This window comes from bacterium (assembly GCA_030693325.1).
Taxonomy (GTDB): Bacteria; Patescibacteriota; Minisyncoccia; order UBA6257; family MFKM01; genus MFKM01.
In genome coordinates this window covers 1-20691 of sequence record JAUYAV010000024.1, presented here as the reverse complement: position 1 = coordinate 20691, position 20691 = coordinate 1, and the positions used below count along the sequence as shown (strand labels likewise).

Here is a 20691-nt window from a genome sequence, read left to right as displayed (position 1 = left end):
AAAATTATTTTGGTAATCGGAATGAAAACCGGTCGCTGGCCCGAATGCCATATTCCGGATTGGGCGAAAAATTTAAGCCGCGAAGACCTGCAAAACAGTGTTTTGGGTTATCTTGAAGAGATTGTTCCGCGATACAAAAATTCAGACGCCATTTGGGCTTGGCAGGTGGAAAACGAGCCATTTTTCCATTTTGGAGTTTGTCCTGAAACCGACAAAGATTTTCTGAAAAAAGAAATTGATTTGGTGAAATCGTTGGATGACAAAAACCGGCCGGTAATCGTTTCCGACAGCGGCGAGGGTTCGTTATGGCTAAAAGCCGCTAGTTTGGGCGATATTTTAGGCATTACTATGTATAGAAAAACCACTAATAAGTTTTTTGGCATCGTGAATTATCCTTTTCCGCCGGTTTTTTACTGGCGTAAAGCCCAAATTATCAAAAAGATTTTTAACAAAGATGTTTTTGTCGGCGAACTCCAGGCGGAGCCCTGGGGTGCCGTGCTTTTATACGATTCTCCTATCGTTGAACAGAAAAAAACCATGGATTTGGAGCAATTCAAGAAAAATATTGAATTCGCCGAGAAAACCGGCTTAGACGAATTTTATCTCTGGGGAACGGAATGGTGGTATTGGACGAAAACAACTCAAAACGACTCTTTAATTTGGGATGAAGCCAGAAAACTTTTTAATTCAATTCAATCCTAAAAGCTCCCGGCGGAATTTGATTAACTTGTTCCGGTAGAATATAAAAAATATTTTTTTCTTTTTGTTTTTCAGGGGTAAAGGTATCGGTGATAAAAATGACGGTTTCAGCCGGCATCGGAATGCTTCGGACCAGAGCTCCGGAAGCTTTTACGATGACATATTTCGGCAATTCTTTAGGTAAGGCGTTTAATTGCTGTCCGATAACCACATAATTTTGATTGAAGGCGCCGGCGGTATTTGGATTCTGACCCCACAAGATAAAGTAAGTCGTATAGGCCTCAAAAAACAGAAGCGAAAGAAAAATAAAAACAAAAATATTAAATGCCCCCTGGTTTTTTATTTTTATAGCCAGAAATTTATAAAGACAAATACCCCCGATCCCGGCCAAAATAAGAATCGGCGGAATCATTAAAATTGCCCTCAAGGCATGCGGCAGGCCTTCATCGGAAATAATTACAGGCAGAGCGGCGAGGGCAAGCCAGCCGAACAAAACAGCAAACTCCATTATTTTGGTTTTTTTTATCATTGATCTGATTCCCAAGAAGCTTCCAAATAAGAATAAAACGCCGACTGGCCAAAATAGTTCGGGTTGGCTGGGATAATTGTGCCGCCAATTACTATCGCCGGCAAAATTAAACATCCCGGCTGTTTTTAAAATATTCATCCCCAGAGTTTTAACGGGACTAGGGGAGCTGAAAACGGAAATTTGGCTGGTACGGCCCAAAAAATCTTGGGGATTTTTTAAAAAATACCAAAGCAGGGGCGCGGCCACCATAAGAGCCGATATTAAAAAGCAGGCTATGGGAATAATGATTTTTTGGCGATAAGATTTTTCTTTATTCCCGAACCAGTAAAAAAGGATGATTGCCAAAATCAAAACCGGTGTCACCCTATAAGCGATGTAAGTGTGAAAGCCCAGGCCGTACACCGCTCCGGCAAGGAGCGGTAATAACCAATTTTTAATTTCCAATTTCCAATTTGTTTGGGAATCGTGAATCGGTGATTGGGAATTATTTTTGGCTTGATTCAGCGTTTTTAACAAGAAAAACAAACCCCAAACCAAAAATGCCGGTGCCAGGATTGCCCGGAAAGAAATTCGGGAAAAGTTAATGTGCCAGAACGAAGTCGCTATAAAAAAAGAGGATAACAGGGCGATTTTTCTGGAAAATAGTTCTTTGGTTAAAAAATATACCCCAAGCACGGTGAATAACCCAAACATCGCTGCCACCGCCCGAGGAATCCATGGTTCGTGGCCGAATTTAAACACAAAAAATCCGACTATATTCATCCAAAGGCCCTCGCGGCCGTTATTTTCTGGATAGAAAACCTTTAAATGGCCGGTTTCCCAGGCCTCAACGCCGTTATTGGCGTTAATTGCCTCATCGGGATAAAATCCCGGCGGTGTTTTGGTGATATCGTAAAAACGCAAGAAAGAGGCAATCAAGAAAATGACAATTAACAGAAACCAGGGATTTTTAATTATTTTTTTCATTGTTTATTTAATCATAACATCCCGAAAAGAATTCGTCAGCTGGCGAAAAAAAGCCACCCGAAAAATCAGGTGGCTTTAAAGCGGACTTTGAAAGCGGGCTAAGGGACAAATACGGTTGTATCCGTTACGACAAGAGATCCATTGATTCTCCGGTTTCTCAAATCTTTACATATCCGATCAATGACGAAAGTTTCCTCTGAAATGCACTTGGCTTTGATTTCGTTCTCATAAATAGAGATGCATGGTCTCAATTTACTCTCTAAACATTTTTTGATTTCAGGGCTGTAATTAACGGGGAATTCAATAACTAACCCTGCAGTGGTGCTTAAAGAAATATGGACTGTGAATTCCTCCTTCCGGTTAATTAAGTTCTTTTTTTCAATGGTTAATAATATGCTTCGCATTTTTGCCCTCCCCCTTTCAGTTGTTAAATAGCAGATTTACTTGAAATTAATTTAGCATTAAACTTTATTTTTGTCAAGAAAGCAAAAACATTACAAATCTCTTTTAAAATAGTAAAATTATAGGATGAAACCTAAAAAAGTCGGATTAGCTTTGGGCGGCGGCGGGGCCAGGGGGTTGGCCCACATCGGCGTGATCAAATCCCTGGAGCAGGCCGGTATTGAAATCAGTTTTATTGCCGGCACGAGCATGGGCGCTTTGGTCGGCGGCTGGTACGCGGCGACCAAAGATATCAATTCTTTGGAAAATATTTTTTTGGATAAAGATAAAATTGACAGGATTGCCAAAATTCTTAAAAAAAGCGATGGCGGCAGTTTGCAGGTTAAAGACCATATATTCACCGATTTTTTGGGCGATGCTCTCAAAACAAAAAACATTGAGGATTGTAAAATTCCTTTTCGGGCTATCACTACCGATATCAAAAATGGAGACGAAGTCGTAATAAAAAAAGGTAACCTGCTTGAAGCTATTCGGGCTAGCGCCGCCTTACCGATTGTTTTTCACCCGGTTTCGTTTGATGGCCGGTTATTGATGGACGGCGGATTTTCCAACCCCGTGCCGGCGGATATCGCGAAAAAAATGGGCGCCGATTTTGTGATTGCGGTTGATATTACCAGTAAATGGCTGGACGTATCGGAACGGCAGTTCAGCTGGGTGTGGTTGCCGTCACTGGTTTCTAATGTTCTTGACGCCGCGGCTTATCAATTAGCTAAATCCCACATGGAAAGCGCCGATGTCGTTTTACAGCCTTTGGTTTTGAATTTCGGGTATTTTGATTTTAAACAACCAGGAGAAATCATCAGAGCCGGCGTTCGGGAAACCAAATTAAATCTTAAAAAAATATTCGGCAGTAGCGGTTATTCCGAACCAACCAAAACTCCCTTTGAAAAATTTATTGATTTTTTGTTTTATCAGGAGTAAATAAATTTTTATCCGCTCAAAAGAAAACAGCATTCCTCTTGAAAATCTAACGGCTCAACGGCAATCACGGTTGAGCCGTTGAAACCGCAGGAAAGAAGGATGAAAAAGAACCCAAAAAATCATGGCAAATAGTGAATAGACTCTATTTATAGCTCTAATTCACTAATTATTGACTTTTTTACGTGAATAATATATAATGCTTATATGGCTATCACTAATCCCATAAAAAATAAGATTCAGGCTCTCAAAAGCGAATACGACACTCTCCGAAAAGGGAAAGAGTCGCTTTTAGTAATGATTGATGAGGCCGAAGTTTCGGAAAGCGTCTATAACTCCAACGCTATCGAAAATTCTACCCTGACACTTAAAGAAACTGAAAAAATTCTTTTAGATATGGAAATTTCCCGCAATGTTTCTTTGAGAGAAGTTTTTGAGGCGAAAAATCTTGAACGTGTTATCAGTTATATTCGTAATAAATCTAAAGAAACCGAAATTAATAAAGAAACTATTTTGCTTTTGCATCAGATGCTGATTGGCGGAATTGACGACAAAGTCGCCGGCCGGTTTAGAAAACTTGGCGAGTATGTCCGGGTTGGGGACTATGTCGCTCCGGCTCCGGAACATGTCGAGAAAATGATTGAAGCGATTCTCATTGAATACACTAGCAATTTGTCCGCTTATTTTCTTGATAGGGTTGCCAAGTTCCATTTGGATTTTGAAACTATTCACCCATTCAATGACGGCAACGGCCGTATTGGCCGGATACTTGTTTGCTCCCAGCTCCTGTGGCTCGGTTTTCCCATGGTTATTATCCGCGACAAAGACAAAAAAGAATATTACAAGTCGTTTAACGATTATCGGGACAGCAAAAATACCAAGACAATGGAAAAAGTGATGACCCTTGTTCTTGCGGAGTCGCTTCATAAGAGAATCACTTATCTTAAGGGAGAAAAAATTATCACTTTATCCGAATATACCAAGAAACACGGCAAGTCCGCTCCGGCAATGACCAACGCCGCGCGCCGTCAGAACATTCCGGCCTTCAGGGAAAAAGGCGTTTGGAAAATCGGAGAAAATTTCAAATAAAAATCGTGGTAAAATAATGAGGATATGGCGAGAATAAAAGATTTGCCGAAAATTGAGCAGAAACATAAGGGGATTGGACATAGAAAACGATTGAGGGATAGATTTTTGCAAGGAGGGCTTGATGGATTTCTTAATTATGAAATAGTGGAATTACTTTTAACCTTAGGCACTCCACTAAGAGATTGCAAGCAGATGGCAAAAGAGGCGATTAAGAAGTTTGGCGGATTGCGCGGAGCGCTTGACGCTTCGTTTGACGAATTACGGCAGATTAAAGGCATCGGCCCGTCTAACGCATTTGGTCTAAAACTTTTTCAAGCAATTTCAGAACGATATGCAAAGGAAAAAATTCCAAAGAAAATTTCTTTAACCTCTCCGCAGGCAGTAGTAAATTATCTCAAAGAAAAATTAGGCAGGGAAAACAAAGAGCATTTCGTGGCCCTCTTATTAGGTTCTCGTAATGATTTACTTAGCGTCAAAGATATTTCAGTTGGGACATTAAACTCATCACTTGTGCACCCACGAGAAGTCTTTGCGTCAGCCGTAAAGAACCTTGCCGCGTACATTATTGTCGCCCACAATCACCCTTCTGGCGATCCGGAACCGTCACAAGACGATTTAATAATCACCAGACGCCTCACCGAGGCCGGCAAAATTTTAGGAATTGAAGTGATTGATCATATTATTGTCGGCAAAAACGGATTTTTAAGTTTTAAAGAGAAAGGTCTTATTTAATTAAATAAAAAATAGCTCCCGAAGGGGCCATTCTCAACCACGTTCCTATGCTGGTGTCCCAGCCACGCCACCATCCGGTGACAGTTCAGAATACAGGTTTTTGTAATTTAATTATAACATAGAGGTTGTAAGCTTATCAACTTCCCTGTGGATAACTTTAAAATAGCAAAACCTCCGCATTTTAAAGGGAAATCGTGGTAAGATGAAAATATGGACAAAAACACACAAGAATCAATAATAAATTATTTAGATAATAGTTCTAAGAAGGTCGCAAAGTTTATTTTGCGGGAGAAAAAAGCAGAATATGGAGCCAATATCAAAAAACATCGCGATATTAAAAGTATTTCCGGCGATGAAGAGCTTGTTAGAGGTTATCTCATAACTAAATTAGTCAACGAATTGGGATATAAAGAGGAAAATATTGAACTTGAAAAAGAGTACGAAATTGGAAGGCCAAAAGTAAATAAACCTAGAATAGATATAATTGTCAGGGACGATAAAGGAGGTGCCTTTTTATATATCGAACTCAAAAGTCCGCAAGATTATGAAAAAGACAAAGATGAGGTTATTGAAAAACAACTTTTTAATCTCGCCTCGCAAGAGCAAGGTCAGGGCAAAAATGTGAAATATCTTGTTCTTTATACCGTTGAAATTATAGGAAAAGAAATAAAAGATAAGTGTATTTTAATTGACTATGAGAAATTTAAATCTTTTAGCGCGTGGAAAGAAGCTAGGGAATTTGCCGATGAATTGCCGGAAAGATATGGGAAAGCCCAAAAAGAACCTTATATTAAAGGTGGTAAAAAGGATTTAGACACCAATTTTACTCACGAACAATTAGATGGTCTTCGAAAAAATCTCCACAATGTGCTTTGGGGTGGTGGCGGTACGGATGATAATGAGATTTTCGCATCTCTAACTAGGTTGATGTTGGCGAAAATTCAAGATGAAAGCGAGAAAGGACAAGGAGAAAAATATGATTTTCAAATTTTTTCATTCAAGGGCGGTGAAAGTTTTGAAAACAATGAGGATATATATAAAAGGATAAATGATTTATATAGAAGGGCATTAAAAAACATATTAAACATAACAAATAAAGATGAAATAAGCGAAAGTTTTGTAATAAACAGAAGCAAATTTTCCCTTTCGAAGTTGAAATATACAGTGTCAGAATTAGAAGGATACTCTTTTGTAAGCGGAAAAAATAGTTTTGACGGCAAAGATATTTTGGGAGATTTTTTTGAAGGAATCATTAGAGAAGGATTTAAACAAAATAAAGGACAATTTTTTACTCACATTAATATTGTGAAGTTTTTACTTTGGGGCCTACAGATTGATAAATTGACGATCAAAAGTATTAATACGGAGCAAAAGGTCCCTTATGTGATTGATCCAAGTGCTGGTAGTGGAACATTTTTGATTGAATATATGAAATTTGTGACAAATGTCGTGAAAAGAATTTGTCCTGAAAAATTAGACACTGCCAGAAACGTGCAGTCATTCATAAAGAATAATTTTTATCCCGATGATTATGAAAATAAATGGGCGGATAAATATATTTATGGAAGCGAGATAAATCCGGATCTTGGAACATCCGTCAAGGTGAATATGGTATTACACGGAGATGGTTCTGCGAATATTTTTGTCGGCAGTGAAAAAGGAGATGGTTTGGCAAAATTTAACAAATATATCAAAGCATCCGGCGAAAATACTTTGACAAATACCGTGGAAGATAATTCATACCAAAAACCCGTGAATAATTCTTTTGACGTGGTTATCACCAATCCGCCGTTTAGCGTTTCTTTGGACAAAGACACTATTGAAAATCTTAAAAGCATATTCCTTTTTGGCGGCAAGAAAAATTCAGAAAATCTATTTATTGAACGATGGTATCAACTGCTCAAGCCAAATGGGCGATTTGGCGTTGTTTTGCCGGAAAGCGTCTTTGATACGACAGAAAACAAATATATCCGTCTTTTCATTTACAAGTATTTTAAGATCAAAGCGGTGGTTTCGCTTCCGCAGCTTACTTTTGAGCCGTTTACTTCCACCAAAACGAGTTTGTTATTCGCGCAAAAGAAAACCAAAGCGGAAATTGCGGAATGGGATAAACTTTGGAGCAAATATTCCAATGAATGGAGTAATCTTAAAACCAGATGTGAAAATTTACTGGCCGTGTATCTTGACGGAAAAGACAGGAAAAAACTGCCTTCAATCAAAGATTTGAAAGAAGCGCAAGAAAAAGAAATTTTAGCAAGAATGTTAAAAAATTATTTGGAGACAGGCGATAAAAAACTTTCCGCAAAAGCATTGATTGAAAAATACGCGGACGAACTGAAAGAGCTTTGCAAATATGATAACGACATCAAAGATGTTTTTGGCTTTGTAAATTCGTGGTGGGTTTTTGGCGAAGTAGCAAAAGAATTAAATTATAAAATTTTTATGGCAGAGGTGGAAAATATCGGCTACAAAAGAACTAAACGAGGCGAAAAACCAATGCCGAACGAACTTTATCGCGTGAACGACAAAGGCGAGGTTTTAGTTGATGATGGCGTAATGAAAACAGCATTGGATTATATGAGAAAAATTGAGTGGGAGTAAAAAATTATGGACCAAGAACAGTTCGAAAAATTAATAAAAAATTTAGTTTCCCTTCCAAACGAAACGGAAACTGTTGAATTTAAGGAAAATAAATTTAATGAAGATGATATTGGAAAAAGAATATCAGCTCTTTCGAACTCGGCAAATTTGCATGATAAAAAGAACGCTTTTCTGATTTTTGGAATTCAAGACAATACACACAATATTGTCGGAACTAACTTTTCACCAAGCAATGAAAAAATCGGAAACGATCAATTAGAATTTTGGTTGTCTAGAAAAATAAATCCACGGGTTGATTTTAGAATCTATGAATTTAAATATGAGACCAAAAAAATTGTCATTTTTGAAATTCCACCAGCGATTAACCAACCGATAAAATTTAATAATATCGCGTATATTCGCGTTGGCTCTACTACCCCTAAACTAATTGACTATCCCGATAAAGAGCGGAAAATTTGGAATAATATTAATAGAAAAAGTTTTGAGAAGGGCATAGCTAAAGAGAATGTTAATGTGTCGGAAGTGTTAAATTTATTAGATTATGCAAAATATTTTTCTCTTACAAAACAAGAACTTCCAAGCGAAACCCATCAATTTATAGAAAAAATGATTCAACACGGTTTAGTAAAGAAGGTTTTTGACAATTGTTATGACATTACAAATCTTGGTGCCATATTATTTGCAAAAAATTTAAAAGATTTTCCAACCGTAAAAAGAAAATCTGTACGAGTTGTGCCTTATAAAGGCAATACGAGAGTAAATCGATTAAAAGAACAAGAGGGCTTGTCTGGATATGCAATATCTTTTGAGAATTTGCTTGATTATGTGAATGATAAGCTTCCCTATAACGAAGAAATATCTAAATCATTAAGGAAAGAAGTAAAAATGTATCCAGAGGTCGCCATTCGAGAATTTGTCGCCAACGCACTTATTCATCAAGATCTTTCAATATCTGGAGCCGGGCCAATGATAGAGATATTTGATAATAGAATTGAAATAACAAACACAGGAGAACCGCTTATTGATACTGATAGATTTATTGACCATCCACCTCGCTCTCGTAATGAAGATATGGCCTCGTTTATGAGACAAATTGGCGTTTGTGAAGAAGGAGGAACTGGTATTGATAGAGCACTGATTAGTATTGCTCTTTATCAACTGCCAGCTCCAAATTTTGAAAAATATGAAAATTTTACAAAGGTAACCCTATATGCCCATAAAAGCTTAAGGGATATGACATTAGACGATAAGGTGCGTGCGTGCTTTCAACACTGCATTTTGAAATATGTAGAAAATTCCAGAATGACAAATGCAACATTAAGAGAGCGACTTGGAATCGGAGAAAAGAATTACCCTGCTGCTTCGGCGATTATCAAGGCCACAATAGAAAAAAGGCTTATAAAAAAATCCGAAAAGCCAAAAGAATATGTTCCAATTTGGGCATAGAAAGCATGTAGCGGTTATTTGGAATTTTGTCTTTAAACCCCTACGAGGCTAGCATTTAAGGCCAAAAGTCATGTAGTGGTCATGTAGCGAATTAAGAATAACTATGTCGCTAAAACAATTTACAATTGATTTTCGGGAGTTAGGGAAAGAGAGGTCATTTAGATATGATGTCGACTTTTTGAATTTTCAAAATGAATTTTTAGCCGAGCGATTTTATTCCTTTAATGATTTATTTACATTTGCGTCAGAAAACAAAGTTAATGTTGAAAAACTGGACGATGATTTTTTTTATTCTGAAATAGGCAATGTTTCGAAAGAGGGCGATGTTGAGCCGGTAAAATTAAATTTCGATGAGAGAAAAGAGGAGGAAGAAAATTATTATAAGAAGATAGAAAAAGGCGATATTATAAAAGCGAAAGAAAATGAAATACTACTTTCAAAAGTTCGTCCAAATTTAAAAAAATATATTTATATAGATAAAGGCAATAAAGATTATTTCTATACTTCTGCTTTCGTTCATTTAGTCCCGAAGAAATTAAATAAGATTTTATATTATTCACTAAGAACAATTTTTTATGAGAATTTGATAGCTATTTCAAGGCAAGGAAAAGGATACCCAACACTAAAAGAAGGTGATTTTTTGAATTTAAAATTTGATAAAAAAATTATCGATAAACTTTTGACAAAGCAAGACCAAGTCGTCGTGCAAATTGAACCGATTGAGAAGAGAATCAAGGAGCTGAAAAGCCAAATTACTCCGGCACAAGAAATTATCAACAAAGTTTTCGCGAGAGAGTTTCAATTTGATGAAAATTTATACAATGAATTTGGCAAGGGGATGACGGCTGGAACACAAGCCGCTCAAAACCGAACTTTAAGAACTTTTGAAACTGATTTTAGTGAATTTTCAAGAAGCGACATCTTAAGATTTTCTACGAGATTTCATAATATCCCCACAAAAAAACTGATGGATTTTTTGGATAGTATTAAAACGGCGCAAGTAAAGGATATTATCACCGAGCCAAATCATCGAGGGGCAGGTCCAAAATACAATCCGGATGGTGAAATACCTGTTGTAAAAACCGGACACCTGAAAAACGGATATATTGAAATTTCGCAAGAGGAATTCGTTGAACAGGATTTTTATAACTCTTCGACAAGATCACGTATCAAAGAGGATGATGTTTTAATTGCTTCAACAGGTAAAGTATCGCTTGGCAAAATTGATTTAGCAGAAACAGATCAAGATTTAGTGGCCGATGGCCATATTTCAATAATAAGAATTGATAACAAGAAATATAATTTATTGTTTTTTGTTTACTTCTTCAGAAGTATTCTGGGATATTTTCAAATCGAAAGAGATTTTACGGGAGCAACAAACCAAATCGAACTCTATGCGAACGAAATTTCAAATTTCCAAATTCCCGATATTTCCTTAGAACACCAGCAAAAAATCGTTGATGAAATCAAAGCGGAATTGGATAAGCAAGAAGAAATGAACCAGAAAATTGACGCCGAAAGAGCCAAAATTGACGAAATAATTGAAAAAGCAATTATATGAACACTTTCAAACAATCAGCCATTGAAATATTAAAAAAGGCAGGAACGCCCTTGCATCACACCGAAATCACTAGGTTAGCTTTGGAATCCGGCATTTTGGAAACCGAAGGGGCAACGCCGGAAGCGACGATGAATGCGCAAATCACGGTTGATATTAAAAACAAAGGCAAAGGCTCGGATTTTATCAAAACCGCGCCCGGAACTTTTGCGCTCAATCCAAACAAAAAAGAAATCAAAGAAACGCCAAAGATTATTGAAGCGGAAAAAGAGGAGGAAGAAAAAATTGTTATCGCTGGAGGATTTACCGGCAAAGGTGGCGAGCATTTGGTTTGTAGCGAATTACTTTTTCGTGGTTTCAATGCCAGCATAATGAGCGTAGATGTTGGAATGGACATTGTGGCGGTCAAAGATAATCAATTGTTTGGTATTCAGGTCAAAACTTCAAATCTTAATAGTTTTGACACTTATGTTTTTGATATTCGCAAAGTATCATTTGAACGCCACAGCAACGGTAATATCTATTATATTTTTGTCTTGCATGGTAAGAAGAAAAATAATTTTTTGATTTTGCCATTTCATGAAGTTGAAAAGAAAGTCCACGAAAAAGCAATTCTGGAAGTTGGCCACGGTAAACGCTATCGTGTAAATATCAAATTTAGAGACGACAGGGTGTATCTCGGAAATATGGATCATGAAATGGGTTATTTCCTCGATAATTGGAATCTGATTAAATAATTTAGGCGGCGTGCCAACTTTGTTGGCCAACAAAAAATTAGGATAATAAATTTATATGAAAAAAACCTCTAGAATTGGTCATAAAATTTTTACCTGTATTGCCGGCGAACATTTTGTCGCGGCTGAGATTTCCAAGTATGGTGCAATCGCCACTATTACCCTGAAGAACGTGCCTAATATAGATATTTTGGCATCAAGCGTAGACGGTAAACGAATGGCTAATATTCAAGTTAAAACTGGTAGACTTAGAACAGGTGGTTTCATTGTTGGACGCGATTCAATGAAAATACTCGGCAAAAATTTCTTTTACGTATTTGTCTTATTAAAAGATGTGGTTGAGCCCGAATATTGGATTATGCCCCAATCCGTCGTTGCAAAAACCGCCGGCTCAGATTACAAAACGTGGATTGAGGGAAGACCCGCCAAAAGCAGAAATGCCCCGATAACGTTTAAATGGAAATACCTCAACTCCAAAAGCTTTCAAAAGTATCATAATAATTGGAAGATTTTAGGATTATGGTAATGTGGCCAATAAAAAAATTATGAAAATAAATTTATGGGAAATAAAATTGAGTTAGAGGCGAAAATTGAAGATTTCAAAAAGAATCAAAAATATAAAAGAGATGTAGAAGATGGGTGGAAAAAACACGCTGAATTTTTAAGTCGCTACCCGTTTCGGAAAAATCCGGAACAAATTGATAATTTATCTCCGCAAGACATATACAATCCCGGTGGGGAATACTTTTTTGATTGGATCGAACATAAATTAAAAGTTTTAGGCCATCTTTATATTGGTAGCGCAAAGGTATGGGAGAACGCGAGAGATAACGCAGAAATATTAAAAGAATTATTGAAAGTGGTAGTTAATAATTCTTTGTCAATATCAGAAAAGATAGATAGCCACTGGGAAGATATTAAAGGTTTTAGGGGGGATAGGCACATCGCCAAAAAAATCCTTTTTTGCTATTACCCGGAAAAAGTCATTTGTGCCTACAAAACAGAGGATTTAGAAGAACTGGCTGAAGCGCTTAATTTAGATTACCGGAAAAAGTCGTATGAAAAATATAAAGAAGATTACAACTTTTTATCTGTAGGTCAAAAATGGGAACTATTTAATGATTTGCTCCTTGCTTTCAAAAATCAACATCCTCAACTAAAGAATTTTGATAATGGACTATTTGTTGGATTTTTATACACGAGTTTTCCTGTTTCTAGAATCACTAATAAGCAGACTAATAAGGCGGGGTCGGGGAGAAAATTCAAGCCATTTTCACCCTTTGGCTTGGTGTCCGAACCAAAATATGAGCAGGAAGTGGTTTTTTTGTTTTCTAAATTTCATATTAAGTTAGGTTTTCCTTTGATAACTAAAATAGCCCCAGCATTTCCGGATGCAGAAGCCCTAGATGAAAAAGGGAAGTATAAAAAAATTGAATTTGAAGTTATGTCTGGCGATTTTATAAGTCACGGACACAATCCGAAAGAATGTGACTATATTATTTGTTGGGAAGATAATTTAACTGAAGAACAAAAAAAGCGAAAAGAACTGCCGCAAGTTATCTCATTAAAAGAAGAATTAGAAAAATAAATTTATGCCCCGGCCAATAAAAAAATTAGGGGAATATAAAACCAAAAAGTCGAAAAATTAATTGAGAATTTAAATAATCAAAATTTCCATTCTCTAATTCGCGCGAATTAGAGAATGGCTTATAATAAGCCAAAACAAAGTCGAAGAAATGATTAAGAAATAAAAATTATGGCAATAGATTTTAAAAACCCTATTTGGATTGCAGGACAAATTGATAATAAAGATTTCTATATCAATTTTACAAAGCGTTTTTCTGAATTAATGTCTCAGACTAAGGAAGGAGATCAAATTACAGTTTTTATTAATTCGGGTGGAGGAGAAACTCATACCGCTTTAGGTATTTTTGATTTACTGAGTGGTTGTAAGCGTAACGTGATTGGTGTCGTTTCGGGGATTGCTTATTCTGGAGCATCGTTAGTTCTGCAGGCATGTAAAAAGAGAATAATAACCCAAAACAGCACTTTAATGCTTCATAAAAGCGCTATTCAGATTGGTGGTTCTGTAGATAATGCGCAGGAGGCCCTGAATACATTTAAAAATTTAGACCACAAATATTATGAAATTTATGCGAATAGAAGCGGAGAAAAAGTGGAAAAAATTGCAGATATGGCTCATGGAGATAAATACTTTAATGCCAAAGAGGCGCTAGATGCCGGTTTAATTGATGAAATAATTTGATGTTGCGTGCCTGCTCGGCTAACAAAAATCAGATAAAATAAACCCATGAATCCCGTTAGAGAAAACCAAATGTGGTATACATATATCATACAGAGTGATAAGAGTAAGCGTTGGTATACTGGTTGTACTGCTGATTTGCGGAAGCGCTTTAAAGAACACAATGAAGGTTTAGTATTTTCCACAAAAGGTCGTGGTCCTTTTGTCTTAGTTTACTATGAAGCATGTCTTAATAAAGACGATGCTTTTGCTCGAGAAAGGTATCTAAAATCAGGTATGGGCAAAAGATATTTAAGGAATCGTTTAAAGCGCTTCCTTTCTCTAACGGGATGGACTACATAATTTTAATCATCGCAGGTATAGCAGGAGTTGGTTTGGGGGCTTATTTGGGCAGGAGGGTGGGGGGAGAGCAAGCGTTTTACAGCGCGTAATCGTTGGTTGTCAATCACTTGACAATCTAATGTTGGTTGGTTTACAATTGATGTATATATGCTGGATAAACAAAAAATACTTGAAAAAGGGGCCCAAGAGGGCCGGATAACTACTCGCGACATTGCCGAAGAATTTGGAGTTTCCAGACAATACGCTAATGGTTTAATCAGAGAGTTGGTAAAAGAAGGCAAGTTGCTTAAGATTGGCTCAACCAGAAGCGCTTTTTACATTTCTTCGGAATTTGCGAGAAAGCATCCGAGCGCGATGCCAACTCGTTACCGCAGGAAGCTCATAAATAAAGCGTTGAAAGAACACGCAGTGTTGGATGATATAGAAAAAACTTTTTCGCCTCTTAGCAAACTTTCAGAAAACGTAAAAAGCATTTTTGATTACGCGTTTTCGGAAATGCTTAACAACGCGATAGAGCACTCGCAGTCAAATAATATTTTCGTGGAAGTCGCTTTGGAAAATAATGACCTCTCGTTTATCGTTGAGGATTTTGGCATCGGAGTTTTTCGCAGTATTATGCAAAAGAGAAAACTCAAATCAGAGCTTGAAGCCATTCAGGACCTCTTGAAAGGGAAAACAACCACTATGCCGAAATCTCATTCCGGTGAAGGAATTTTTTTCACTTCAAAAGTCAGCGATTTTTTTCTCCTTGATAGTTTCGGGCACCAATTTATTGAGGATAATAAAATTCCCGATATTTTCGTCAAAACAATTAAGCAAATTAAAAAGGGAACGCGTGTTGTTTTTAGAATCGCGACAAAATCCGAGCGGCATTTGAATGATGTATTCAAAAAATATACCAACCTCGCCGCCGATAGCGATTATGGGTTTGATAAGACGGAAATCCGCGTTCGTTTGTACACCGTAGGCGGAGTGCACATCTCCAGGTCGCAAGCTCGCCGAGTACTTTCGGGGCTTGAGAAATTCAAGATTATTGTGTTGGATTTTGACCGGGTGCCGGTTATCGGACAGGCCTTTGCCGATGAGATATACCGCGTTTTCAAAAATAAGCATCCCGATATTGAAATTCAGGAAACAAATATGAATGAAGGAGTGAAGTTTATGATTGAGCGCGCAAAAACCGAAGCTAAAAAATTCACTAATGGGAATAGGGGTAACTAACTCGCCACAGGTTAGACAAACCCTCCTTCGCATAAAGCTACGGAAGGGCGCAATAAATTTATGAACTACATAATTTTGATCATCGCAGGCATAGCGGGTTTAATAACCGGAACTTATTTGGCGAGGAGGCGAAGAGCGGGAAAAGAAGAGGGGCGAGCACAGAAGAAACCCTTCAACTCCGTTCAGGGCAGGCAAAAAAATTAGGAGCACAAATTTATATGGTCTAATTCGCGCGAATAGGGGGAATAGTTTATATAATATTGGTTTTCGGTTAAAATTAAGAAAATATGAAACAAAAAGAAAATAATTACGCTTTTATAGATAGTAATAATTTAAATTTAGGAATCGAAGCTTTGGGATGGAAACTTGATTGGAGAAAATTCAGGGTCTATTTAAAAGAAAAATATAATGTTTCTACGGCATATCTATTTATTGGATATATTCCCACAAACCAAGATTTATATTCTTCGCTTCAAAAAGCCGGTTATGTATTGATTTTAAAACCAACTATTCCGGATAAAGACGGCAACACTAAAGGCAATATAGACGCCGACTTGGTATTGCAGGCGATGATAGATTACGATAATTACGATAAAGCGGTGATTGTCTCAAGCGATGGCGATTTTTATTCTTTAGTAAAATATCTTTATGAAAATAACAAACTTCAAATTGCGATGAGTTCTTATAACAAAACTTGTTCCAGTTTGCTTAAAAAATCAGCCAAAGGGAAAATCGTATTTATGGATAATTTGCGGGGGAAGCTGGAATATAAGAGCATAAAATGAAAAAACACCGCCAAAGGACGAAACCTTAAGAGGTGCTTTTTCCTATAAATTCTGATTTTAGTATATGCCGGCTGGTCGACGATGTCAAGAATGGGAATGTGGATAACCAAAAAGTCAAAAAATAGAATAAATAAAACATTCTCACATTCTCAAGAATGTCGGAATGAAATAAACCCATGAACTATATAATTTTAATCATCGCAGGCATAGCAGGGGTAATACTGGGAACTTATTTGGCGAGGAGACGAAGAGCGGGGGGAAAAAGCGGGGAATCGCTTACTCCATTAGAGAGAAAACCTCTACCGGGGCTAGTTGAAAAGCAGGCGCAAGAGAAAGCGGAAAACAAGCGAAAGATTACGGAGTTTTTCGGCGCGGCCCCAAATAATAGAGTGGTAAATGATGATATAGAAAACTTACTCGGTGTTTCCGACGCCACCGCCACGCGCTACTTGGACGAGTTGGAAAAGGAAGGTTTTATCCGCCAAATCGGCAAAACCGGCCGGCATGTCTATTACGAAAAGGTAAAGTAAATTTCAACGGCTCAACAGTAATTGTCGTTGATCCGTTGAGATGGACTAATTCGCGCGAATAAGAGAATAAATTTATGAAAATCAACAACTTTTCTAAGCTTGTTATCGCAATAGTCGTATCAGAGATTGCCGGCATTATTGGTTCAATTTTCACCGTCTCGGCAATTTCAACTTGGTACGCGACTTTGGCTAAACCGGCTTTTAGTCCGCCAAATTGGATTTTTGGTCCGGTTTGGACAACGCTTTATTTTTTGATGGGTATTGCCGCGTTTCTGGTCTGGCGCAGGGGGCTTGAGCGGAGGGAAGTTAGAATTGCTTTGGGAGTATTTATGATTCAACTCACGCTTAACGTGTTTTGGTCAATTATCTTTTTTGGTTTAAGAAACCCCGGCGCGGCGTTTTTGGAAATTATTATCCTTTGGCTGGCTATATTTGCCACAATTTTGTTTTTCTATAAGATTTCTCGGCCGGCGGCTTGGCTTTTGTTCCCATATATTCTTTGGGTTAGTTTCGCCGGCTACCTTAATTATTCTGTTTGGCAGTTTCAAAATAAAATCCCGAAGCAGGTAGCGTGCACTCAAGAAGCCAAACTTTGTCCGGACGGTTCCTCTGTCGGCCGAACCGGTCCTAATTGTGAATTTACTTCTTGCCCGGGAGATACTCCGGAATGGCTGGCAATCAAGCAGGCGATTTACAATTGCGAGGTTGAAAGCACGGGGCAAACTCATAGTTTGGAAGTTTCGGCTAAATTAAAAAACGGCGGAACATTAAAGGCAACCGAACCGTCTATTGATGATATTATTATTGCCGCGGAAGAGGTACAGGAAAAATGCGGAAAAATAAGGATGGCAACGGAATAAAATATTTTTCCTTATTAAATAAAAATTAATTGAGAATTTAAATAATCAAAATTTCCATTCTCTAATTCGCGCGAATTAGAGAATGGATCAAAATTTGGTATAATATAAATAATATCAAATAATATCATTTATATATGTGCAAATTGGAGAAAATCTTGAAAGTTTTAGCTAACCGGCGGCGTCTGGCGATATTGAAGTACTTAAAAGAAAACAAAGAGGCGCCGGTGGCAGAAATTGCTCAGGAAATTGATTTGTCATTTAAAGCTACCTCGAAACATCTTGGTATTTTGTTGGCAGTAGATATTCTTGAAAAAGAACAACGAAGTTTGCAAATGTTTTATCGTTTATCCGGCGATCAAGATTCGGCAGTAAAATACATTGTTTCTCTTCTCTAATTCGCGCGAATAAGGGAATAAGAATACCTAGCCGGCCAACAAAAAAATTAGGTCGAAAAATAAATAATTTTGATTCTATGTCTTTATTTGAAAGAAAACAACAACTTAGCCAAGGGGAAGCGAAAGAAAAACCTGAGAAAATACCGTTTCCGAAAGAAGAGAAGAAAGATACTTCCGGTTTTGCCGGAAAACCATTCTTGAGAAGAGAAGAATTCAAGGGCTGGTTAAGAAGGCCGGAGGCCTATAAAGCCAGCGGTTTGCCGGAAATAGAAAGGGTTAAATTAGAAAAGGAATTATTTGGACCGAAGTATGGTTTTTTTATTGAAAAAGGAGAGCCGGAAAAAGCGTTGAAAAAGATGAAGATGGAAAAATTTAAAGCCCCAACCGGAGCGGAAAAAGCCAAGATAGAAAAAAGAATCAGATTGATAGAAAGATTTTTAGGCAAATAGATGTTTGGGAGAAAAGATAGTAGAATAATAACTATGACATTCGAGGAATATCAAAAAAAATCAAGAGAAACGGCGATTTATCCCGACAAGGATAAAAATTTCATTTATCCGACTTTAGGATTGGTGGGCGAAGCAGGAGAAATCGCGGAGAAAATCAAAAAAGTCCTGCGGGACAAAAATGGCGTTATTGACGAGGAAACCAGAAAGGAAATTTCCAAAGAATTGGGAGATGTTTTATGGTATTTTTCCCAGCTGGCCACGGAGTTGAATCTTTCTTTGGAAGAAATCGCTTCCTTAAACATTGAAAAACTCCAATCTCGCAAAGACCGCGGCGCTCTCCACGGCAGTGGCGACAATAGATAATAAAATTTTTGGGCTATATCAAAAACTTCGGAAAAAATACGGCCACCCAAAAGGCCAGTGGGTTTTGTGGTGCAAAAGGCCGAAAACAAACAAGGAAAGAGAAGAGGTTATTATCGGAGCGATTTTAACCCAGCGGGCCAACTGGAGAAACGCGGAATTAGCCATGGCTAATTTAAAAAAGGCAAAGATAAGTTCTTTAAAAAATATTTATCAGCTGGGGTTAAAAAACAAAAATAAATTAGCCCTGCTTATAAGGCCATCGGGTTTTTACCGGCAGAAAGCCGGTTATCTTTTCGGTTTGGCGAAGTTTATTCTGAAAAAACACGGCGGTTTGAAAGCGCTGAAAAAAGCAGATTTAAATAAATTAAGGGAAGAATTGTTAAAATTAAAGGGCATCGGCCCGGAAACCTGCGACAGCATTCTGCTTTACGGCTTGGATAAGCCGGTTTTTGTCATTGACGAATATACCAGGCGGTTTGCCAAGAAAAACCGGCTGACGGCCAATTACGACTATTATTTTCTCCAGAAATTATTTGAGAAAGATCTCAGAAAGGATTTCCGTTTATATCAGGATTTTCACGCTTTAATCGTGATTGACGGCAAGAATAACAAATAAATTTAAATATGGTAAAATAAACCCATGGAACAATTTATCATTCAACATCAATGGATCGGCTGGCTGATTATCTTATGGACTCTGCCGTGGAAAGGAATCGCTCTTTGGAAATCGGCTCGGGATAGTCAGAGATGGTGGTTTGTCGCTGTTCTGCTTGTCAATACTTTTGCAATTTTGGAAATTCTTTATATTTTTGTTTTTTCCAAAAAGAAAGGGAATAAAGTTTCATAGAAATGTTTTATTTTATAATCTGGTTTTTGGCTTCAATGGGGTCGGCTTATTTCCTTTTTAAAAGAGTCGGAATTTTTACGAAAGGGCTCGGAGTTGTGATTATGCTTTCAGTCGCCCTTATCGCCACAATTTTTCATAATTTACTTTCTTCTTGGTTGGAATTTGAAGATCCGATATTTTTTATTATCGCCCTTTGGGCTTTCGGGACGGGGATTTTTCTTCTTTCTGTTTGGTTGGCAAAATTATTAAGCGACAAGTTTTTTTCAAACAAAGGCCGGGAAAATTAATTTTAAAAATATGGCGGACATAAATCATTTTTCAGCCGAAGAGGCGAAAAAAATCGGCGAGGCGCTGGGCATTGATTGGTCGGAATTTGACGTGGAGCAGTTCCAGATGGGGATGGATGTGGAGCTGGAGCACGGCACCCGTAGCCCGAAAACCAATGTTACCGATGACGAACCGATGATGACCGGAAAAATCGCTTTGGCGCATCTGAATGAATTCGCGGATTATTACACGAGATTGGCGGCGATGGAGAAAGAGGCCGATGGATATTGGAAGAAATAATTTTTTATGTATAAGAAAGTTTTTATTTCGGTAATTTTAATTTTTTTGGCGATTGCCGCCGCGATGGTTTTGGTTAAAACTTTAAGCAACGAAGACGATTGGATTTGCAGTAATGGCCAATGGATAAAACACGGCAATCCCTCGGCACCGGCCCCAACCCGGGCTTGCGGCGAAGCAAAACAGGCAATAAGCCCGAAGGAAACTTCTAAGGTCAAAATTTATTTTAATAACAGTAATCTGGATCCCGAGGCCTCCTGTAATAAAGTTTTTGCGGTTGAAAGATATATCTCAAAAACCCCGGCGGTTGGCCAGGCGGCTTTGGAAGAATTATTAAA

At 37.7% G+C, this 20691-nt stretch carries 25 protein-coding genes and 1 pseudogene; 24 read left to right on the top strand and 2 right to left on the bottom strand.

Annotation, left to right across the window (positions count from 1 at the left end; translation table 11 throughout):
• Positions 1 to 702, top strand: a 702-nt coding sequence (locus tag Q8N22_03615) for a hypothetical protein (protein ID MDP3053004.1), incomplete at its 5' end; no start/stop codon positions are given.
• On the opposite strand, the gene Q8N22_03610 is transcribed toward Q8N22_03615, so the two are convergent.
• Together Q8N22_03610 and Q8N22_03605 are read right to left on the bottom strand one after the other, a co-directional pair.
• Positions 683 to 2194 carry a glycosyltransferase family 39 protein gene (locus Q8N22_03610; GenBank protein MDP3053003.1) on the bottom strand — a complete coding sequence of 504 codons (1512 nt, stop codon included), beginning with the start codon at positions 2192 to 2194 and terminating at the stop codon, positions 683 to 685. The genes Q8N22_03615 and Q8N22_03610 overlap by 20 nt on opposite strands.
• Before the next feature lie 98 nt (positions 2195 to 2292).
• The gene (locus tag Q8N22_03605) at positions 2293 to 2598 is read right to left on the bottom strand and encodes a hypothetical protein (GenBank protein ID MDP3053002.1); all 306 of its coding nucleotides are present in this window, start codon (positions 2596 to 2598) and stop codon (positions 2293 to 2295) included.
• A 124-nt stretch (positions 2599 to 2722) separates the two neighbouring features.
• Between Q8N22_03605 and Q8N22_03600 the strand changes: the two genes are divergently transcribed.
• From Q8N22_03600 to Q8N22_03490, 23 genes and pseudogenes are all read left to right on the top strand, one after another.
• Positions 2723 to 3577 carry a patatin-like phospholipase family protein gene (locus Q8N22_03600; GenBank protein ID MDP3053001.1) on the top strand — a complete coding sequence of 285 codons (855 nt, stop codon included), beginning with the start codon at positions 2723 to 2725 and terminating at the stop codon, positions 3575 to 3577.
• A 204-nt stretch (positions 3578 to 3781) separates the two neighbouring features.
• Complete coding sequence (locus Q8N22_03595; protein MDP3053000.1) at positions 3782 to 4663, top strand: Fic family protein; 882 nt, start codon at positions 3782 to 3784, stop codon at positions 4661 to 4663.
• Between the two features lie 24 nt (positions 4664 to 4687).
• Complete coding sequence (gene radC, locus Q8N22_03590; protein ID MDP3052999.1) at positions 4688 to 5395, top strand: DNA repair protein RadC; 708 nt, start codon at positions 4688 to 4690, stop codon at positions 5393 to 5395.
• A gap of 210 nt (positions 5396 to 5605) precedes the next feature.
• Complete coding sequence (locus tag Q8N22_03585) at positions 5606 to 7996, top strand: N-6 DNA methylase (protein MDP3052998.1); 2391 nt, start codon at positions 5606 to 5608, stop codon at positions 7994 to 7996.
• A 6-nt stretch (positions 7997 to 8002) separates the two neighbouring features.
• A complete protein-coding gene (locus Q8N22_03580; protein ID MDP3052997.1) occupies positions 8003 to 9442 on the top strand; it encodes a putative DNA binding domain-containing protein in 1440 nt (479 codons plus the stop codon).
• A gap of 103 nt (positions 9443 to 9545) precedes the next feature.
• Positions 9546 to 11003, top strand: coding sequence for a hypothetical protein (locus tag Q8N22_03575; GenBank protein ID MDP3052996.1), 1458 nt, complete (start codon positions 9546 to 9548; stop codon positions 11001 to 11003).
• Positions 11000 to 11737: a winged helix-turn-helix domain-containing protein gene (locus Q8N22_03570; GenBank protein ID MDP3052995.1), complete on the top strand. Its 738-nt coding sequence runs from the start codon at positions 11000 to 11002 to the stop codon at positions 11735 to 11737. The genes Q8N22_03575 and Q8N22_03570 overlap by 4 nt, the downstream gene beginning before the upstream one ends.
• Before the next feature lie 55 nt (positions 11738 to 11792).
• Positions 11793 to 12260, top strand: a complete 468-nt coding sequence (locus Q8N22_03565) for a hypothetical protein (protein ID MDP3052994.1) — start codon at positions 11793 to 11795, stop codon at positions 12258 to 12260.
• Positions 12261 to 12293: 33 nt separating this feature from the next.
• Positions 12294 to 13322: a hypothetical protein gene (locus Q8N22_03560; GenBank protein ID MDP3052993.1), complete on the top strand. Its 1029-nt coding sequence runs from the start codon at positions 12294 to 12296 to the stop codon at positions 13320 to 13322.
• A gap of 168 nt (positions 13323 to 13490) precedes the next feature.
• The gene (locus Q8N22_03555; protein MDP3052992.1) at positions 13491 to 14000 is read left to right on the top strand and encodes a Clp protease ClpP; all 510 of its coding nucleotides are present in this window, start codon (positions 13491 to 13493) and stop codon (positions 13998 to 14000) included.
• Positions 14001 to 14069: 69 nt separating this feature from the next.
• On the top strand, positions 14070 to 14339 hold the full coding sequence (locus tag Q8N22_03550) for a GIY-YIG nuclease family protein (protein ID MDP3052991.1): 270 nt from the start codon (positions 14070 to 14072) through the stop codon (positions 14337 to 14339).
• A gap of 147 nt (positions 14340 to 14486) precedes the next feature.
• Positions 14487 to 15560, top strand: coding sequence for a DUF4325 domain-containing protein (locus Q8N22_03545; protein MDP3052990.1), 1074 nt, complete (start codon positions 14487 to 14489; stop codon positions 15558 to 15560).
• Between the two features lie 287 nt (positions 15561 to 15847).
• Positions 15848 to 16345, top strand: coding sequence for an NYN domain-containing protein (locus Q8N22_03540; GenBank protein MDP3052989.1), 498 nt, complete (start codon positions 15848 to 15850; stop codon positions 16343 to 16345).
• Between the two features lie 176 nt (positions 16346 to 16521).
• On the top strand, positions 16522 to 16875 hold the full coding sequence (locus Q8N22_03535) for a hypothetical protein (GenBank protein ID MDP3052988.1): 354 nt from the start codon (positions 16522 to 16524) through the stop codon (positions 16873 to 16875).
• 74 nt (positions 16876 to 16949) lie between these two features.
• Positions 16950 to 17414 (top strand): annotated as a pseudogene (locus Q8N22_03530) (TspO/MBR family protein).
• A 455-nt stretch (positions 17415 to 17869) separates the two neighbouring features.
• Complete coding sequence (locus tag Q8N22_03525) at positions 17870 to 18130, top strand: metalloregulator ArsR/SmtB family transcription factor (GenBank protein ID MDP3052987.1); 261 nt, start codon at positions 17870 to 17872, stop codon at positions 18128 to 18130.
• A gap of 77 nt (positions 18131 to 18207) precedes the next feature.
• Entirely contained in the window at positions 18208 to 18579 is a 372-nt protein-coding gene (locus Q8N22_03520; GenBank protein MDP3052986.1) for a hypothetical protein, read from the top strand.
• A 33-nt stretch (positions 18580 to 18612) separates the two neighbouring features.
• Positions 18613 to 18942 (top strand): nucleoside triphosphate pyrophosphohydrolase family protein, encoded by a 330-nt coding sequence (locus Q8N22_03515; GenBank protein MDP3052985.1) that lies wholly within the window; start codon positions 18613 to 18615, stop codon positions 18940 to 18942.
• On the top strand, positions 18926 to 19558 hold the full coding sequence (locus Q8N22_03510; protein MDP3052984.1) for an endonuclease: 633 nt from the start codon (positions 18926 to 18928) through the stop codon (positions 19556 to 19558). Before Q8N22_03515 ends, Q8N22_03510 begins: the two co-directional genes overlap by 17 nt.
• 24 nt (positions 19559 to 19582) lie before the next feature.
• Positions 19583 to 19789 (top strand): DUF5652 family protein, encoded by a 207-nt coding sequence (locus tag Q8N22_03505; GenBank protein ID MDP3052983.1) that lies wholly within the window; start codon positions 19583 to 19585, stop codon positions 19787 to 19789.
• A 2-nt stretch (positions 19790 to 19791) separates the two neighbouring features.
• Positions 19792 to 20076 carry a hypothetical protein gene (locus Q8N22_03500; GenBank protein ID MDP3052982.1) on the top strand — a complete coding sequence of 95 codons (285 nt, stop codon included), beginning with the start codon at positions 19792 to 19794 and terminating at the stop codon, positions 20074 to 20076.
• Positions 20077 to 20086: 10 nt separating this feature from the next.
• A complete protein-coding gene (locus Q8N22_03495) occupies positions 20087 to 20356 on the top strand; it encodes a DUF5661 family protein (GenBank protein MDP3052981.1) in 270 nt (89 codons plus the stop codon).
• Between the two features lie 6 nt (positions 20357 to 20362).
• On the top strand, positions 20363 to 20691 hold a 329-nt coding region (locus Q8N22_03490), incomplete at its 3' end, for a hypothetical protein (protein MDP3052980.1).

Bases quoted from the DNA above. Each gene is read 5' to 3' on its own strand.
- Q8N22_03535 (MDP3052988.1), top strand. From the start codon at position 16,522: ATGAACTATATAATTTTAATCATCGCAGGCATAGCAGGGGTAATACTG.
- radC (MDP3052999.1), top strand. From the start codon at position 4,688: ATGGCGAGAATAAAAGATTTGCCGAAAATTGAGCAGAAACATAAGGGG.
- Q8N22_03500 (MDP3052982.1), top strand. From the start codon at position 19,792: ATGTTTTATTTTATAATCTGGTTTTTGGCTTCAATGGGGTCGGCTTAT.
- Q8N22_03580 (MDP3052997.1), top strand. From the start codon at position 8,003: ATGGACCAAGAACAGTTCGAAAAATTAATAAAAAATTTAGTTTCCCTT.
- Q8N22_03585 (MDP3052998.1), top strand. From the start codon at position 5,606: ATGGACAAAAACACACAAGAATCAATAATAAATTATTTAGATAATAGT.
- Q8N22_03565 (MDP3052994.1), top strand. From the start codon at position 11,793: ATGAAAAAAACCTCTAGAATTGGTCATAAAATTTTTACCTGTATTGCC.
- Q8N22_03505 (MDP3052983.1), top strand. From the start codon at position 19,583: ATGGAACAATTTATCATTCAACATCAATGGATCGGCTGGCTGATTATC.
- Q8N22_03540 (MDP3052989.1), top strand. From the start codon at position 15,848: ATGAAACAAAAAGAAAATAATTACGCTTTTATAGATAGTAATAATTTA.
- Q8N22_03570 (MDP3052995.1), top strand. From the start codon at position 11,000: ATGAACACTTTCAAACAATCAGCCATTGAAATATTAAAAAAGGCAGGA.
- Q8N22_03545 (MDP3052990.1), top strand. From the start codon at position 14,487: ATGCTGGATAAACAAAAAATACTTGAAAAAGGGGCCCAAGAGGGCCGG.
- Q8N22_03595 (MDP3053000.1), top strand. From the start codon at position 3,782: ATGGCTATCACTAATCCCATAAAAAATAAGATTCAGGCTCTCAAAAGC.
- Q8N22_03555 (MDP3052992.1), top strand. From the start codon at position 13,491: ATGGCAATAGATTTTAAAAACCCTATTTGGATTGCAGGACAAATTGAT.
- Q8N22_03560 (MDP3052993.1), top strand. From the start codon at position 12,294: ATGGGAAATAAAATTGAGTTAGAGGCGAAAATTGAAGATTTCAAAAAG.
- Q8N22_03515 (MDP3052985.1), top strand. From the start codon at position 18,613: ATGACATTCGAGGAATATCAAAAAAAATCAAGAGAAACGGCGATTTAT.
- Q8N22_03600 (MDP3053001.1), top strand. From the start codon at position 2,723: ATGAAACCTAAAAAAGTCGGATTAGCTTTGGGCGGCGGCGGGGCCAGG.
- Q8N22_03520 (MDP3052986.1), top strand. From the start codon at position 18,208: ATGTCTTTATTTGAAAGAAAACAACAACTTAGCCAAGGGGAAGCGAAA.
- Q8N22_03495 (MDP3052981.1), top strand. From the start codon at position 20,087: ATGGCGGACATAAATCATTTTTCAGCCGAAGAGGCGAAAAAAATCGGC.
- Q8N22_03525 (MDP3052987.1), top strand. From the start codon at position 17,870: ATGTGCAAATTGGAGAAAATCTTGAAAGTTTTAGCTAACCGGCGGCGT.
- Q8N22_03605 (MDP3053002.1), bottom strand. From the start codon at position 2,598: ATGCGAAGCATATTATTAACCATTGAAAAAAAGAACTTAATTAACCGG.
- Q8N22_03575 (MDP3052996.1), top strand. From the start codon at position 9,546: ATGTCGCTAAAACAATTTACAATTGATTTTCGGGAGTTAGGGAAAGAG.
- Q8N22_03550 (MDP3052991.1), top strand. From the start codon at position 14,070: ATGTGGTATACATATATCATACAGAGTGATAAGAGTAAGCGTTGGTAT.
- Q8N22_03610 (MDP3053003.1), bottom strand. From the start codon at position 2,194: ATGAAAAAAATAATTAAAAATCCCTGGTTTCTGTTAATTGTCATTTTC.